A 15,194-nucleotide genomic window follows, 5' to 3' on the forward strand; every position below is an offset into this window, starting at 1 on the left:
ATGGCCGAGAAAAATATATCTCCCTTTGCACACGTGTTTCTAAAACTCATGCAGGGACCTGTATACGAAGAAGATAAATCTTACTGGAAAGACCTGCTTGGATGGCAAACAGAGCTCAGCAAATACCTGCAGCAAACCGGTCTCCAACTGGTGGTAAACGAAGCCGACGGATTTGCACGTATCGTGCAACCGGAAGCAGATGAAACCAACGAAAAACCACTGCCTCGCCTCATGCGCAAATCACGGCTTACCTACGAAGCCACGCTGCTGTGCATTGTGCTCCGCGAAGCCCTCGATGAATTTGATATCCAAGGCAATGGCACCCGTCTTTTTATGACACAAAAAGAAATCAAAGAAAGACTCGCACTCTTCTTTAAAGAACGACACAACAAATCCAAACTACTGAAAGATCTCAATAAACCCATCAACAGCCTCTTAAATGTAGGCGTGCTGAAAATGACCCGGGAGGACGCTGCCAACAAGGAACTGCATCAATACGAGGTAAAAAGAATCATCAAAGCACTGGTAAATAACGAGAAACTGGAAGAAATAAAATCAAAATTAAACCTGCATGTCCACCCTGTTCAATAGTGATTCAAAAGAAAGTGGATTCCGGTTGCAATATTTTGAAATATACAACTGGGGAACCTTCCACAATAAAATATATCGCGTCAATACCAACGGGAATACCTCCCTGCTCACCGGCGCAAACGGTAGCGGTAAAACTACCCTGATCGATGCGCTCTTAACACTGCTGGTGCCCGCCGGTAAAAGATTCTATAACCAGTCGTCCGGAACAGAACAACGCCGCGACCGTGGGGAAGAATCCTATTTCTGGGGCTATTACGGTAAAACCTTCTCCGAAGAATCGCAGCAGTCAAAAACGGACCAGCTCCGTCATAAGGAAAACAACCCTTATTCGGTACTGCTGGCCTACTTCTACAACGCCGCTACCATGCACCAGATCACACTGGCGCAGGTTAGATGGTACTCCGGGGAAATGAAACGGCAATACATCGTTTCGCCACATAAACTTAATATCAACGACCACTTCGGTGCCGGGAAGTTTGATGTGAAAGGCGACTGGAAAAAAAGACTGCGCCTCGAATTTCCCAAAACAGAAATCACCGACAGCTTTAAAGAATACGCAGCCCTGTTCAGCAACATCTTCGGACTGCGAAGCGAAAAAGCCCTGTCTCTCTTTAACCAAACCGTTGGTATCAAAGTACTCGGCGATCTGAACACGTTTATCCGCGGACAGATGCTGGAAGAAACAGACAGCGAAAACGAATTCCTGAAACTGCGCGAAAACTATGATAGTTTACTCACCAGTCACCGCGCCATTCAGAAAGATGAAACCCAGCTGAAACTGCTGGAACCTATCATCGAAAACCGCGCGGCCTGGCAGCAATTACAAGACAGGAACCGGGAGTTGCAAATGCTCCAGGATATCCTGCCCTCCTGGTTTAATAAACAGGAAAAAGACATCCTGGAAAGAGAACTGGAATCTTTACAGAAAGAACAACAGGCAACTACCCGCAGTCTTACCAATATCAATGAGCAACTCCAGTCGCTGCACCTCCGCAAAGACGAGCTGATAGCCCAGAAAGCCAATAACAGCGTAGATGAACAACTGCGCTCTATCGAAAAATCCATCCATTATGAACAAAAAGCCATGGAGGCCAAACGTAATAAGATGGAAGAATACAATATGCTCACAGACCGGCTGGAGCTCGCACCCAATCCGGATGAACAACAGTTCCACGAAAATATTGCAGGCGCTGAACAGATGAAAACAGCGCACGATAAACAACTGGAAACATTACAGGAAGAAATTTTTCATCACAAAAGCAGCCTCGCCGCAGAAAGGACACAGGTATCAAAGCTGGAAGAAGAAATAGATTCCTTCCTGCACCGGAAAAATAATATTCCTTATGAACTGATCCGCATCCGTCAGCAGCTGGCAAATATGCTGGATATCCAGGAAGATGACCTGCCCTTTGCCGGTGAACTGATCAAAGTAAAAGATGCAGAGATCCATTGGGAAAACGCCATCGAAAAGGTATTGCACAACTTCGGTCTGCGCCTCCTGGTACCGGAAGAATATATCCTGGACATCAACCGCTACATCAATTCCAATAACCTGCAAACCCGCCTCGTATACCACAAAGTAGAAGAGGAGAGTTATACCATGTTGCGGATGCCTTCTGAAAAAGAAAGCCTGCTGCAAAAAATAGATATCAAACCCGGCACCATCTTCAAGGAATGGCTACAGAACCAGCTGCTCGATCAGTTCGATTATACCTGTACCGACGACATGACCGTATTCAACCGTTGCCGGAAAGCAGTAACTTCCAACGGACTAACGCGGCAGGCTACACGCCATGAAAAAGATGACCGCCCTAACCGTTCCCAGAAAAATAATTATGTACTGGGATGGAACAATAAAAACAAATTGCGCCTGTTAAAAGAAGAACAGGACGAATGCAATAAGAATATTGAAACCCTGCAGCATAGCATTTCGCAGCTGGAAGACAGCAGGAAAGCCATTGCTAATATCAATGCACTGCTGAACGCATTGCTGTCGCTGCGTAACTACAGTGAAATCAACTGGCAGATCCATGCCGGCGTCATTGAATCATTTGCACGCGAAAAAGCAACGCTGCTCAAAACCAGCGATAAATACCAGGTGATCTGTGATCAGCTGGACGATATTACCGGGCAAATACAAGGCAAGGAAAAAGAGAAAGAAGGCACCCTCCAGGAAAAAGGCCGCCTGGACGATAAAGCCGCGGAGAAACTGCGCCACTTCAATCAACTGAAGGTCAATAAACTGGACGACGTTTCCCTGCAATACGTGCTGGAATACCTTACAGACCTGTCGCTGACCGAACCGGCGGAAACAACCCTTGAGCTGGCATCTTACCGGAAACGGGCAGATGATAACATGAAGGCAACCATGCACGACGCGATGCGTCTGACCGCGGAAAAAGAAGCCGAAATCACCCGGCAGCTGGCAGCATTTGTGATGCCGCCAAAATCCATCCACGATACCTTCCCCGACTGGCTCGGTGATGTTACGGATCTGCAGCCGCATGTGAAATACCTCGACGAATTTACCTCGCTCTATGAGCGGATTAAATTCCAGCGGCTCATTGAACATAAAGAACGCTTCCGTAAATACATGGACACCAGCATGCTCAATGCCATCACCAACTACCGGGCATGGATATACGGACAGGAAGACCTGATACGCGAAGTAATGGAAGACCTGAACGAACCTTTACGCAACATCACCTTCAATAAAAATCCGGATACCTATCTCCAGCTGGAATGCCGCCATGTACGCGATGTGGAGATCCGGAACTTCAAGGAAAAACTCAGCAACGCAGTACCGGATTCGTATAAATATCAACTTGAAAAAGATGAAGCCTATGGCGATCAGCTGTTTGAAAATATCAAACTGCTCATTACCGAGTTACAACAAAACGAAGCATGGCGCCGCAAAGTAACGGATGTGCGCAACTGGCTCGACTTCGGCGCAAAAGAATTCTATGTGGCCGACAACAAGGCATTCAAATATTATGAGGATACGGCCAGTCTTTCCGGTGGCGAAAAAGCGCAGTTCACCTACACCATCCTGGGAGCAGCCATTGCCTACCAGTTTGGTATCAATGAAGCCAACCGTCAACACCGCAGCCTGCGCTTCATCACAGTGGATGAAGCCTTCAGCAAACTGGATCCTGAAAAGAGTCACTACCTCATGGAATATTGCGGACAACTGAACCTGCAGCTACTGGTAGTAACGCCGCTGGACAAACTGAATATCGCAGAACCATATATCCATGCGTGTCACTTTGTAGCAAATAAAAACAAACGCGACTCCGTGGTATACAACTTCACTATGGAAGAATACCGCGACAGGAAGAAAGAGTTCGAATCAATGGCGGCAATGTCCTAAGCGAAGGTTGTCTTTCTCAGGATTACGCTGATTATACTGATTAACTGGATTTTTACTTTTTGGATTTTATAAAGGATTAAGGGAGATATAAGCGGACATATTCGCTTTTATCTCCCTTAATTATTAAATCTAAAAATCTTAAAAAAATCCAAAAAGTAAAATCAGTAAAATCAGCGTAATCCTGAGAAAGACAACCTTCGCTTAGGACATTGCCGCCAGAGTGGGTGCTGGCTGACATTGCGGCTCCCGTCCCATTTGTTTGCGGCCCCATTCACTCAGCAGGGTGATGAAGGGTAGTAGTTCCCTGCCCGTATCTGTTAGCTGGTATTCCACTCGGGGCGGCACCTCCAGGTATACATGGCGGGTAACAAGGTCATCGTCCTCCAGTTCACGCAGCACTTGTGTGAGCATTTTAGGGGTTATACCGGTCATGATCCGGCGTAGTTCTCCATATCTTTTCACCCCGTTTCTCAGGTGGTAAATAACACGTCCTTTATGCTTCCCGCCAATCCGTTGGAAAGCGTAATCAACCGCGCAAATCGTGTCAGCATGAATATTTTTTCCGGATTTCTTCATTTTTTTAGCGTTGATTATCAGCAATAGTATCCATCTTGTACCTACATTCCCAAATGGTGCATACTTGTCTTATATGAAGTTAGGGAGCAATTTTGTGAAAGAAAAAAAATAGTTCTTATGAAAGCAATACAACAAGTAGCATTCGGACTGGAGAGTTTACAGCTCAAAGAAATACCCACTCCCATAGCCGGCCCCGGTGAAGTACTGGTAAAAATAGAAGCCGCAGCACTCAATTACCTCGATGTAGCCCTCGCTACCGGCACTTACAGCAAGGAATTGCCGCTGCCCCGCATTCCTACCTCCGATGGCGCCGGGGTGGTAGCCGCTATCGGTAATAACGTCACCAAATGGCAACCTGGCGATCGGGTGGCCATTCATTACAACCAGCTCTGGCAGCATGGCCAGGCCACCGCCGGCACCAATCATATCAGAACAGGCGTAAGCACGCCCGGCCTGCTGGCGGAATATGCAGTCATCCCTGAATATGCACTGGTACGCACTCCTGCCAATTTAACCAGCGTGGAAGCCGCTACATTGCCTGTTGCCGGCGTTACCGCATGGACAGGCCTGATGGGCTACGCCGGTATCAAAGCAGGGCAAACCGTACTTACGCAAGGCACTGGCGGCGTGTCTCTTTTTGCCATGCAAATCGCACTGGCAGCAGGCGCAAAGGTGATTGCCACCAGCAGTCACCCGGATAAACTGAAGAAATTGCAGGAGCTGGGCGCCCACGAAGTAATCGATTATAAAAAATATCCCAACTGGCATGAAGAAGTAAAACGTATCACCGGTGGGGAAGGCGTGCACGCTACGTTGGATATTGCCGGCGCCGCCACCATCGTTAATTCTGTTAAGTCGGTAGGCTTCAATGGCTTTGTGGGCCTGGTAGGCTTCATTGAAGGCGCACAGCTGCCGGTAGACCTGTTTACAGTTGTAGGAAGCTATATACGGCTGCAGGGCTATTCTGTAGGCAGTCTGAAAAGTTTCCAGGAGCTGGCTGCTGCAATAGAAGTAAATGATATCCATCCGGTAATAGACAGCATATTCCCTGTAAGCGAGGCGCAGGAGGCATTCAGATATATGGGCAGCGGTAATTATTTCGGGAAAGTAGTAATAGAAATGAAGTAAAGTGGCGAATATATAAACGTCCTGCACATCGGCAGGACGTTATACCAAGTAAACCATTACACTAAAATTATTGTTTCAAGATAGTAAAAACAAGTCGAAAACCGGGTTATTTCCTTGTTAAGGTGATGATAACATTATATTTTTATCAATACATGACAAACATCAGTTTCATGGATATCTTCACCTGCTACCTTTGCATCAATAATTGAACATTATGCCTTCAGTAGAAATACTATCCAGAATACAGTTTGCCTTTACCATTGCCTTCCATTACATCTATCCTCCGTTGAGTATAGGGCTGGGACTGTGCCTCGTGATCATGGAGGGCCTGTACCTCAGAACCGGTTTGGCGCTTTACAAGGACATTACACGATATTGGATCAAAATATTCGCATTGATCTTCGGGATCGGTGTAGCCACGGGCATTGTAATGGAATTTGAATTCGGTACAAACTGGGCTACTTATTCACATTACGTAGGCGATATTTTCGGAAGTGCGCTGGCAGCGGAAGGTATCTTTGCGTTTGCGATGGAATCTGCCTTCCTGGGTGTATTATTGTTTGGCTGGAACCGCGTTCACAAAGGCGTACATTTCTTTTCTACGTGTATGGTGGCGCTGGGCTCTATCTTTTCTGCATTGTGGATCGTTATTGCCAATTCCTGGCAGCAAACGCCAACAGGTTACCGCATAGAAGGGCATGATCTGCAGGCGCGTGCAGTAGTTACGGATTTCTGGGAAATGGTGTTTAACCCTTCTTCGGTCGACAGGTTCTCACATGTGATCATTGGTTCCTTTCTCGCCGGCTCTTTCCTGGTGATGAGCGTTGCCGCCTGGTATGTACTTAAAAACCGCTTTACCAAACATGCACAGGCTATGTTTAAAGTGGGCCTGGGCGTAGCTGTAATTGCGGCGCTGATGCAGCTTTTCACCGGTCACCGTTCCGCTCACTATGTAAGCAAGTATCAACCCGCTAAACTGGCTGCTATGGAAGGGCACTACGATAGTTCTGCAGTAGCGCCCATGTATATTGTGGGTTGGGTAGATAATAAAAATGAAAAAACTACCGGCATAAAAATTCCGGGAGGCCTTTCTTTCCTTACGCATGGCAGCTTCTCCGCTCCCGTAGAAGGCCTTAGAGCCACGCCCAAAGCGGACAGACCCAGCGCAGTGAACTTTGTATTCCAGATGTACCATTTGATGATTACGATCGGCATGATACTCATAGGACTTACGCTGCTGGCCGTTTTCTTTTTATGGAGAAAGAAACTGTTTAACCAGCGCTGGCTGATGATCATATTTGCATGGGCGGTACTGCTGCCGCAAATAGCCAACCAGGTAGGCTGGTATGCCGCCGAAGTAGGACGCCAGCCCTGGGTGGTGTACAAACTGCTGCGCACATCTGATGCACTGTCGCGTAAAGTAACCGCAGACCAGGTAATGTTCTCGCTGATATTATTTACACTGGTATATATGTTGCTGTTTACGCTGTTCATCTATTTACTGACCCGGAAAATACAGCACGGACCAGATGTTTCAGAGAATGCTGAAATTGAATACGACGGCTATTATCACGATAATATAACTTACCATCCCACTAAATTATAACTCATGGAAACAATTCTCGGACTGGATCTTCCCACCTGGTGGTTTTTAGTGATTGGCGGATTGATCACTGGTTATGGTGTGCTGGATGGCTTCGACCTGGGTGCTGGTGCCTTGCACCTGTTTTTTAAAAAAGAAGAAAGCCGGCGCCTGGTGCTGAATGCGATAGGACCGGTATGGGATGGAAATGAGGTATGGCTGGTAATTGCCGGCGGGGCTTTGTTTGCCGGTTTCCCGCTGGTATACGGCGTGGTACTGTCTACCTTCTACATTCCCTTTATGTTATTCCTCGTAGCTCTCATCTTCCGGGCTATTTCAATAGAATTCAGAAGTAAGGAAACCTGGCTATGGTGGCGCAAAATGTGGGATATCAGTTATACAGTGTCCAGCACCGGTATTACGCTGCTGCTGGGATTGGTACTGGGCAACCTCATTCACGGTCTCCCGATTAATAAGGAACATGAATTTACCGGTACGCTGCTCACCTTTTTTAATCCTTATGCGATATTGATTGCTTTTACCACCTTATCGCTGTTCATGCTGCATGGTTCTATTTACCTGGTAATGAAAACGGAAAACAGGCTGTACACCAGGCTTACGGTGATAGTGAACAACTGCAGCAAGTTCTTCATTCTTTGCTTTATTCTAACGTCAATGGCTACCCTTATTTATGTGCCGCACATGACGTTCCAGTTTAAATCGCATCCGCAGCTGTTCCTGCTGCCCATGCTGGCGGTACTGATCCTGCTGAATATCAAAAGAAATGTGGATGCGCGCAGGTATTATACGGCCTTCCTCTATTCTTCTATTATCACTGCCTGTTTGCTCATTCTCTTCGCGGTAGGGCTGTATCCCAACATTGTGATATCTACTACTGATCCTGCTTATAGTATCAGCATTTATGCAGCGGCGTCTTCAGTTAAGTCGTTGAAAATTATGCTGCTCATTGCAGCCATAGGCACCCCGATGGTAATTGGATATACTACTTTCTTATTCTGGACATTCCGGGGTAAAGTGAAGCTGAACGAGATGAGCTATTAGATATTAGCTATTGGCTAAAAAAACAGGTCCCCGCAAGAAATTGCAGGGACTTACCATTTAACCTATATTCTGTACTGTAGCATTGTGTTGATGATCTCCCGAAAGTCGCCAGTTATCATTTTCCCGGTATCCTATCTTTTATCAGGAGAGATGTATTTAAGACGGCCTGCTTTGATAAAAGTTTAACCGGTTTAAAAAAATTTCTGAAAATAATTCCGGGAAGCCGAAATTAGTACCCAGAATTGATCACTTCCATGAATCGTATCGACCGGCTTACCGCCATTCTCATACAACTACAGGGTAAAAAAATAGTAAAGGCCGCGGAGATTTCCGACCGCTTTAACATTAGCTTAAGAACGGTGTACAGGGATGTAAAAGCCCTGCAGGAAGCCGGCGTGCCCATTGGTGCAGAAGCGGGTACCGGCTATTATATCGTGGAAGGCTATCATCTGCCCCCTGTGATGTTTTCCAAAGAAGAGGCGGCCGCACTCCTGACCGGGGAAAAACTGATGGAACAATTCAGTGACCACAGTAACCGGAAACAGTTCAGTCTTGCTATGGAAAAGATCCGTTCCGTACTCCGTGGAACAGAGAAGGACTACCTCGAATCATTGGATGAAAACATCGCCGTATTGAGGTACCGCCCTGTTGTAACAGATGCGGCGGAGTTCCCCAACCGGTTCCTTTCCGATATTCAGCAAGCCCTGGGCATGAACCAGGTGATCAGTATGGAGTACTTTTCCTTCCAGGAAGAAGTGGCCACCCGCAGGGAAGTAGAACCAATAGGTATTTTTCATAGCAGCGCCAACTGGCACCTGATCGCCTTCTGCAAGCTCCGGCAGGGCTACCGCGACTTCCGGGTAGACCGTATCCGCAAATTAACCGTGCTGCCGGCCACTTATAAGAAAAACAAGCACCTTTCTTTGCAGGATTACCTGGAACAACAGCGCAGCCGGAATAGCGAAAATACCTATCTCGTTAAAATAGCGCTGGACAACGATATGTTGCGGTATGTAAGGGAACAGAAGTATTATTATGGTCTTATGGACGAAAAAGTGGTGGGCGATAAAACAGAGCTTACATTCCTCCAGGCCTCCCTGGGCCATTTCGCCAGGTGGTTGATTATGTTTGGCAACCGGGTGGAAGTGCTGCAGCCCCAGGAGCTTAAAACCGCTATCGGAGATCTTGTAACAGAACTTCACGGACATTATTTATAAATCCGGAAATGCTGCTGACATAAGGTTGTCACTCCCCGGCTGTTCTTTTGTATTGTGATCAAAAACAATACAAATATGAATAAGCTCAGCAATTGCTATGTATTCCTGTTCGATGGCTACTCCGACTGGGAACCCGCGCTGGCCATGTATGGCCTGGGAAGCTTCACAGATACCAATATCGTTACCTTTTCCGTTACCGGCGAACCCGTTACTTCCGGCGGGCAGCTAAAGATACAACCCCGTGCAAGTCTTGATGAGGCATTGAAAGCGGATATCGACCTGCTGATACTTCCTGGAGGTGCGGCCATGGAAAATGATTCCAATGCCGCAATCATTCCACTTGTTGAACAACTGCTGGCACAGCAAAAAACAGTCGCGGCTATCTGCGGCGCCACTGTGCTGCTGGGGCAGCACGGCTTCCTGGACAACATTGCCCATACCAGCAATCACCCTGAAGTGCTAAAGCAACAGGCCCCTGCTTATAAAGGCGCCGGAAAATACCTGGATGAACCCGCAGTAGCTGATAAGCAGATCATAACTGCCAGCGGTACTGCAATGACAGCCTTTGCCAAAGCCATCTATCAGCATTTTAATTTACTGGAGATAGAACCCCTGAAGTTTTGGTTTGGCTTCTTTGATCATTCGGCTGTTCTTCCGGAGATGTTGTCTGCGGCGCCCTTTCATTTCTTCTATCAACGCTACGAAACTAACTATGCCGGTATGCTGTCGCTCGTACGCACCGCTATTAAAGACGTGTACCAGGAGGCCATCAACGCCGGAATGGAAATATGCGGCGCCCCCGAATGGCACTACCGCAACTTCGACGGAAAACCAGATACCGTATTCACCCTGGATATCGGCCTGCCGGTAACGGCTGTGCAAACAGTTACCGCGCCGTGGCAATGCGAAACACTGCCCGCCTTCAACTGCGTAAGCATGCAGCACAAAGGCCCCTGGGAACAGCTCATCACTACCTACGGGCAGCTATTTACCGGTATCGGTATACTGGGTATGGAGGTAACCGGCTACACGCGGGAACAATACCTCCGGTATAATTTTGAACAACCGGCGCAGAATATCACCAACATATAGATTGGTGTGCGCTAGCCGGCCTAAACATCCCCTGGTACTCCCCAGGGGATTTTAACTCTTAAAACAATGAAAGCTTATATCATCATGGGATGGCTGCTGCTCATCGCCTTTGCATTTGATATACAATTAACATTTAAAAATATGAGTAAACTGGATTTAACAAAGGAATTCAAACAGTACTATACTGCCGCATTAGTACCTGAACTGGTTACCATAGAAAAGGGACTGTTTGTAACTATCACAGGCAAAGGGGATCCCAATGGTCCCATGTTTAGTGAAGTAACGGCAGCGTTGTATGCAGTGGCCTATGGTATTAAGTTCAGCAGCAAGCAAAAGGGCCGCGACTTTACCGTGAGCAAGCTGGAAGGTTTCTGGTGGGTAAACGTTAATACCGCGGATCCGCTGCAGGTCCCCCGCGATCAATGGCACTACGAACTGGCCATCAGGATGCCGGATGACATTACCCGCCAGCAGTTTTCCGAAGCAGTGCTTGCTGCAGAGAAAAAGAAGAAGTCTGTTTTTATCAGGCAGGTGGATTTAAAGCATATAGAAGAGGGGCTGAGTGTTCAGCTGATGCATATTGGTCCTTATAGTGAAGAGCCGGTATCATTGAAAAAGATGGAGGACTTCATGCTTCAGCAGGGGTTGCGCATGAATGGGCGGCATCATGAAATTTACCTGTCGGACTTCAGGAAAACGGCGCCGGAAAAGCTGAAAACGATATTAAGGCATCCGGTAAGTAAATAGCTGATGATGGGCGGAGCACATCTTACCAAAAACAGTTAGTCGGTTAACCCGAGTTGTATAATGGCTTGTTGTGCGGCGATCTGGCTGGCATCTTTTTTATTGAAGGCTTTGCCGCTGCAAATGAGTTCGCCGTCTACTACAGCCCCTACGGTGAAGATGCGCCGGCCGTTGTCCATCTGTTCTTCGAGGAGTTCGAATTCCAGTGTTTTGCCATTTTTATTGGCCCAGCCGTATAATTTGTTCTTGTGGTTCATTTCCACGGTTTCCAGCAGTTCCATGTCTATATAAGGCATGATAATGCGTTTATGCACAAACTGTTGGGTTTTATTATAGCCGCGGTCGAGGTATACAGCGCCTACGAGGGCTTCGAGGGTGTTGCCGAATATCTGGCTTATTTTGAGGAAGCTGTTGTATTTGTCGTAGATGGTGAGCTTTCGTAAGCCCATTTTGATGGCGATGTCGTTCAGTTGTTGCCGGTTAACGATCTTGGAGCGCATCTCGGTTAAATATCCTTCTGTTTTATAGGGATATTTTTTAAAGAGATAGTCACCCACAATGGCGCCGAGAATAGCGTCACCGAGGTATTCCAGCCTTTCGTTGCTTTCCAGGAATTTTTCTTTACTGGAACGATGGCTCAGGGCCACTTCATAAAGGGCAAAGTTACCAGGCGGGAAGCCCAGCAGGTTGTGCAGCTCTTTATATAAGTGCCTTTTTTTGGAAACAAGTCGATATAAAAAACCTGGCAGTAAACTCACACAATCAAGATCAAGGAACAAATTTTTTGAAAATCACGGAAGCATTATGTCCGCCAAACCCGAAGGTGTTGGACAATGCAGCGTTTACTTCTCTCCTTTGTGCGATATTAAAAGTAAAATTCAGCTTCGGGTCTAACTGCGGGTCGTCAGTGAAGTGGTTGATCGTAGGAGGAACTATGCCATCGAGGATAGACATAATTACGGCTATGGATTCAACGGCGCCGGCAGCCCCGAGTAAGTGCCCTGTCATGGATTTTGTAGAGCTGATGTTCATTTGATAGGCATGCTCTTCAAAAACGCGCTGAATGGCTTTTACTTCGGCAATATCTCCCAACGGAGTGGAAGTACCGTGAACGTTGATGTAATCGATTTCGTTGGCCTGCATTCCGGCATCTGCCAAAGCATTCCGCATTACATTTAAAGCGCCCAGTCCTTCCGGATGTGGGGCTGTGATGTGATATGCGTCTGCGGTAGCGCCGCCGCCGGCTAACTCTGCATATATCCTGGCGCCTCTTTCCTGTGCGTGTTCTAACGACTCCAGTATCAGTGCGCCAGCTCCTTCGCCCATCACAAAACCATCGCGGTCAAGATCAAAGGGTCTGGAAGCAGTTTTGGGATCTTCATTCCTTTCTGACAGGGCCTTCATGGCGTTGAAGCCACCAACACAAGGCTCGTTGATCACATTTTCCGATCCGCCGGTAACCACCATATCGGTTTTGCCGTAGCGGATACTGTACATCGCCTCAATGATAGCATTGGTAGCAGATGCGCAGGCTGATACAACGGAAAAGTTAGGCCCCCTGAAACCGTGACGGATAGAAATATAGCCGGCAGCGATATCAAGAATAAGCCTTGGAATTAGAAAAGGACTGAAGCGGGGCGTACCATCCCCTGTATGGAAATCTCTCAGCTCGTGACTGAAATTGATCATACCTCCAACACCAGTACCCCATATCACTCCAACACGATCAGCATTGATCTTGTCTTTATTGATATTGGCGTCTAGTATCGCCTGATCTGCGGCAATTACAGCCGTTTGTGTAAAGGGGTCCATTTTACGGGCCTCTTTTTTGTCCAGGTAGTTAGCAGGATCAAAATTTTTCAGTTCGCAAGCAAAACGGGTTTTGAACTTGGAAGCATCAAATTGCTTGATATAATCCGCGCCGGATACACCGTTCGTCAATCCGTGCCAGAAATCGGCCACAGTATTGCCGAGCGGTGTAAGAGCGCCTAAACCTGTAACGACAACTCGTCTTGGTTGCATTAAAACAATTCTGATTAGGAGGATTATTTTACATGTTCTTCCAGGTAAGCAACTGCCTGGCCAACAGTAGTAATAGTTTCAGCTTGTTCGTCAGGAATGGAGATGTTGAATTCTTTTTCGAATTCCATAATCAGTTCTACCGTATCCAAAGAGTCAGCGCCTAAGTCATTGGTGAAGCTGGCTTCAGGAGTTACCTCGGCTTCGTCAACGCCCAATTTGTCAATGATGATCTTTTTAACTCTTGATGCAATGTCTGACATAATTTTAAGTGTTTTTGGTTTAAAACTTGACTGCAAAAATATAATTTTTATTGAATTGCCAACAGATAGCCCGAATTTTAAGGACGCTCTAACCTGGCCAATCTCACCAAACCCAATACAGTAAACATATTCATAGCTTTGTTAATAAAAGAATTTATATATTTTTGATACTGGCTGGATTACAGATTTGCATATTTTACCACAAAAGTCGCCTTTTTCGGGACAATTACGCCATTCTCTGAAATCCAAAACATATAAATCTTAAAATATCTCCATTCAACCGGCTATTTAGCCACTTATCTAAAGCATTAACGCTATTTAACAGTTGCCGGGAGCATTCAGCCTCCTCAATGCGTAAATTTGTCCGGCTTGTGAGATAGTATCCCTTCAGGAGCCTGTTTCTCTGTTATGAATCAGTGGCAAAAGTTAGAAAAACACATATAAATAAGATATGGCCATCACCAAAAAGACCGTTCGCACAATAGTTATATTGGCCGCAGCCGGTATCGTCGTTTACCTCGCTTTTAAGAAAATAGCCGGCAAAAAATCAGCCGGAGAGCCGGCCGCTGCCGCATCCGGCGCAAAAGGAGGCGCTTCCCGGCTGCTGCTTACCGATGCCTGGATCGTTAAAACATCCCGGCTCGACCAATCTATTGAAGCAAGCGGCACCTTGCAGAGCAATGAAGAAGTAGAAGTGAAACCGGAAATTAATGGCCGCATCACACACCTCTATTTTAAAGAAGGAACCACTGTAAGAAAAGGAGATCTGCTGGTTAAACTGTATGACGAAGACCTCAGAGCACAGCTTCAGAAGCTCAAATTACAGCAGCAACTGGCCAAAACAACCCTGGAACGCCAGGAAAACCTCCTTAAAATAAATGGAATCAGCCAACAGGACGTAGATGTGACCCGCAACCAGGTAAGCGCCTACGGAGCCGATATGGAGTATACCCAAACCCAGTTGCAGAAAACAGAACTACGCGCTCCCTTCAGCGGCAAGCTCGGTTTACGCAACGTAAGCGAAGGCGCCATCGTGTCGTCCCTTACCATTATTACCACTCTCCAGCAAATAGATCCGCTGAAAATGGACTTCTCCGTGGCCGAGAAATACCGCAACGCCATCAAAAATGGCGACCAGGTCAACTTCCTGGTATCCGGTGACAATAAAGAATATAAAGGCAGCATTTATGCCATCGATCCGAAAATAGATCTTACCACCCGTACGGTAAAGCTTCGTGCTATCGTTCCTAATAATAACGGTATCCTGTTCCCGGGCTCCTTTGCCAAAGTGAAAATTTTGCTGAAAGACCTCCCGGATGCTATGTTGATACCGTCACAGGCCGTTATTCCCGGCACCCGTGATAAAAAAGTAATTATTGCCGATAAAGGCCAGGCCAAGTTTGTAACAGTAGAAACAGGCATCAGAACCGAAAGCAGTGTACAGATCACCAGTGGCCTACAACCTGGTGACACGGTTATTACCACTGGTATTCTCCAGCTGAAACCAGGCATGCAGTTGAAGTATAATAAGATACAATAATAGTTTTCCC

The 15,194-nt window shown here is 46.8% G+C and carries 13 protein-coding genes; 9 read left to right on the forward strand and 4 right to left on the reverse strand.

Annotated features, from left to right (window positions below):
• Together AB6805_RS20005 and AB6805_RS20010 are read left to right on the forward strand one after the other, a co-directional pair.
• Positions 1 to 591 carry a DUF4194 domain-containing protein gene (locus AB6805_RS20005; RefSeq protein WP_370911212.1) on the forward strand — a complete coding sequence of 197 codons (591 nt, stop codon included), beginning with the start codon at positions 1 to 3 and terminating at the stop codon, positions 589 to 591.
• Positions 572 to 3,961: an ATP-binding protein gene (locus AB6805_RS20010; protein WP_370911213.1), complete on the forward strand. Its 3,390-nt coding sequence runs from the start codon at positions 572 to 574 to the stop codon at positions 3,959 to 3,961. Before AB6805_RS20005 ends, AB6805_RS20010 begins: the two co-directional genes overlap by 20 nt.
• Before the next feature lie 201 nt (positions 3,962 to 4,162).
• Here AB6805_RS20010 and AB6805_RS20015 read toward each other — a convergent pair whose 3' ends face one another.
• On the reverse strand, positions 4,163 to 4,537 hold the full coding sequence (locus AB6805_RS20015) for a winged helix-turn-helix transcriptional regulator (RefSeq protein ID WP_370911214.1): 375 nt from the start codon (positions 4,535 to 4,537) through the stop codon (positions 4,163 to 4,165).
• A gap of 117 nt (positions 4,538 to 4,654) precedes the next feature.
• Between AB6805_RS20015 and AB6805_RS20020 the strand changes: the two genes are divergently transcribed.
• From AB6805_RS20020 to AB6805_RS20045, 6 genes are all read left to right on the forward strand, one after another.
• Positions 4,655 to 5,665, forward strand: coding sequence for an NAD(P)-dependent alcohol dehydrogenase (locus AB6805_RS20020; protein ID WP_370911215.1), 1,011 nt, complete (start codon positions 4,655 to 4,657; stop codon positions 5,663 to 5,665).
• Between the two features lie 214 nt (positions 5,666 to 5,879).
• Complete coding sequence (locus tag AB6805_RS20025) at positions 5,880 to 7,271, forward strand: cytochrome ubiquinol oxidase subunit I (RefSeq protein WP_370911216.1); 1,392 nt, start codon at positions 5,880 to 5,882, stop codon at positions 7,269 to 7,271.
• 3 nt (positions 7,272 to 7,274) lie between these two features.
• Positions 7,275 to 8,309, forward strand: coding sequence for a cytochrome d ubiquinol oxidase subunit II (cydB, locus tag AB6805_RS20030; RefSeq protein WP_370911217.1), 1,035 nt, complete (start codon positions 7,275 to 7,277; stop codon positions 8,307 to 8,309).
• 254 nt (positions 8,310 to 8,563) lie between these two features.
• On the forward strand, positions 8,564 to 9,526 hold the full coding sequence (locus AB6805_RS20035) for a helix-turn-helix transcriptional regulator (protein WP_370911218.1): 963 nt from the start codon (positions 8,564 to 8,566) through the stop codon (positions 9,524 to 9,526).
• Positions 9,527 to 9,601: 75 nt separating this feature from the next.
• Positions 9,602 to 10,618 (forward strand): DJ-1/PfpI family protein, encoded by a 1,017-nt coding sequence (locus tag AB6805_RS20040; RefSeq protein WP_370911219.1) that lies wholly within the window; start codon positions 9,602 to 9,604, stop codon positions 10,616 to 10,618.
• A gap of 66 nt (positions 10,619 to 10,684) precedes the next feature.
• Complete coding sequence (locus tag AB6805_RS20045; RefSeq protein WP_370911220.1) at positions 10,685 to 11,365, forward strand: GyrI-like domain-containing protein; 681 nt, start codon at positions 10,685 to 10,687, stop codon at positions 11,363 to 11,365.
• Positions 11,366 to 11,400: 35 nt separating this feature from the next.
• Here the strand turns inward: AB6805_RS20045 and rnc are convergent, their stop codons facing one another.
• Genes rnc through AB6805_RS20060 form a run of 3 tightly spaced genes read right to left on the reverse strand, consistent with a single transcriptional unit; the run spans position 11,401 to position 13,644 of the window.
• Positions 11,401 to 12,120 (reverse strand): ribonuclease III, encoded by a 720-nt coding sequence (rnc, locus tag AB6805_RS20050; protein ID WP_079469778.1) that lies wholly within the window; start codon positions 12,118 to 12,120, stop codon positions 11,401 to 11,403.
• A gap of 10 nt (positions 12,121 to 12,130) precedes the next feature.
• Entirely contained in the window at positions 12,131 to 13,384 is a 1,254-nt protein-coding gene (gene fabF, locus AB6805_RS20055) for a beta-ketoacyl-ACP synthase II (RefSeq protein WP_370911221.1), read from the reverse strand.
• 23 nt (positions 13,385 to 13,407) lie between these two features.
• Positions 13,408 to 13,644 carry an acyl carrier protein gene (locus tag AB6805_RS20060; protein WP_012788038.1) on the reverse strand — a complete coding sequence of 79 codons (237 nt, stop codon included), beginning with the start codon at positions 13,642 to 13,644 and terminating at the stop codon, positions 13,408 to 13,410.
• Between the two features lie 451 nt (positions 13,645 to 14,095).
• Between AB6805_RS20060 and AB6805_RS20065 the strand changes: the two genes are divergently transcribed.
• Positions 14,096 to 15,184 (forward strand): efflux RND transporter periplasmic adaptor subunit, encoded by a 1,089-nt coding sequence (locus AB6805_RS20065; RefSeq protein ID WP_370911222.1) that lies wholly within the window; start codon positions 14,096 to 14,098, stop codon positions 15,182 to 15,184.
• Positions 15,185 to 15,194 lie beyond the last annotated feature (10 nt).

The sequence above is a fragment of the Chitinophaga sp. RCC_12 genome, from assembly GCF_041360695.1.
Lineage (GTDB): Bacteria > Bacteroidota > Bacteroidia > Chitinophagales > Chitinophagaceae > Chitinophaga.

Bases quoted from the DNA above. Each gene is read 5' to 3' on its own strand.
- fabF (WP_370911221.1), bottom strand. From the start codon at position 13,384: ATGCAACCAAGACGAGTTGTCGTTACAGGTTTAGGCGCTCTTACACCG.
- AB6805_RS20020 (WP_370911215.1), top strand. From the start codon at position 4,655: ATGAAAGCAATACAACAAGTAGCATTCGGACTGGAGAGTTTACAGCTC.
- AB6805_RS20060 (WP_012788038.1), bottom strand. From the start codon at position 13,644: ATGTCAGACATTGCATCAAGAGTTAAAAAGATCATCATTGACAAATTG.
- AB6805_RS20045 (WP_370911220.1), top strand. From the start codon at position 10,685: ATGAAAGCTTATATCATCATGGGATGGCTGCTGCTCATCGCCTTTGCA.
- AB6805_RS20005 (WP_370911212.1), top strand. From the start codon at position 1: ATGGCCGAGAAAAATATATCTCCCTTTGCACACGTGTTTCTAAAACTC.
- AB6805_RS20040 (WP_370911219.1), top strand. From the start codon at position 9,602: ATGAATAAGCTCAGCAATTGCTATGTATTCCTGTTCGATGGCTACTCC.
- AB6805_RS20025 (WP_370911216.1), top strand. From the start codon at position 5,880: ATGCCTTCAGTAGAAATACTATCCAGAATACAGTTTGCCTTTACCATT.
- AB6805_RS20015 (WP_370911214.1), bottom strand. From the start codon at position 4,537: ATGAAGAAATCCGGAAAAAATATTCATGCTGACACGATTTGCGCGGTT.
- AB6805_RS20065 (WP_370911222.1), top strand. From the start codon at position 14,096: ATGGCCATCACCAAAAAGACCGTTCGCACAATAGTTATATTGGCCGCA.
- AB6805_RS20010 (WP_370911213.1), top strand. From the start codon at position 572: ATGTCCACCCTGTTCAATAGTGATTCAAAAGAAAGTGGATTCCGGTTG.
- AB6805_RS20035 (WP_370911218.1), top strand. From the start codon at position 8,564: ATGAATCGTATCGACCGGCTTACCGCCATTCTCATACAACTACAGGGT.
- cydB (WP_370911217.1), top strand. From the start codon at position 7,275: ATGGAAACAATTCTCGGACTGGATCTTCCCACCTGGTGGTTTTTAGTG.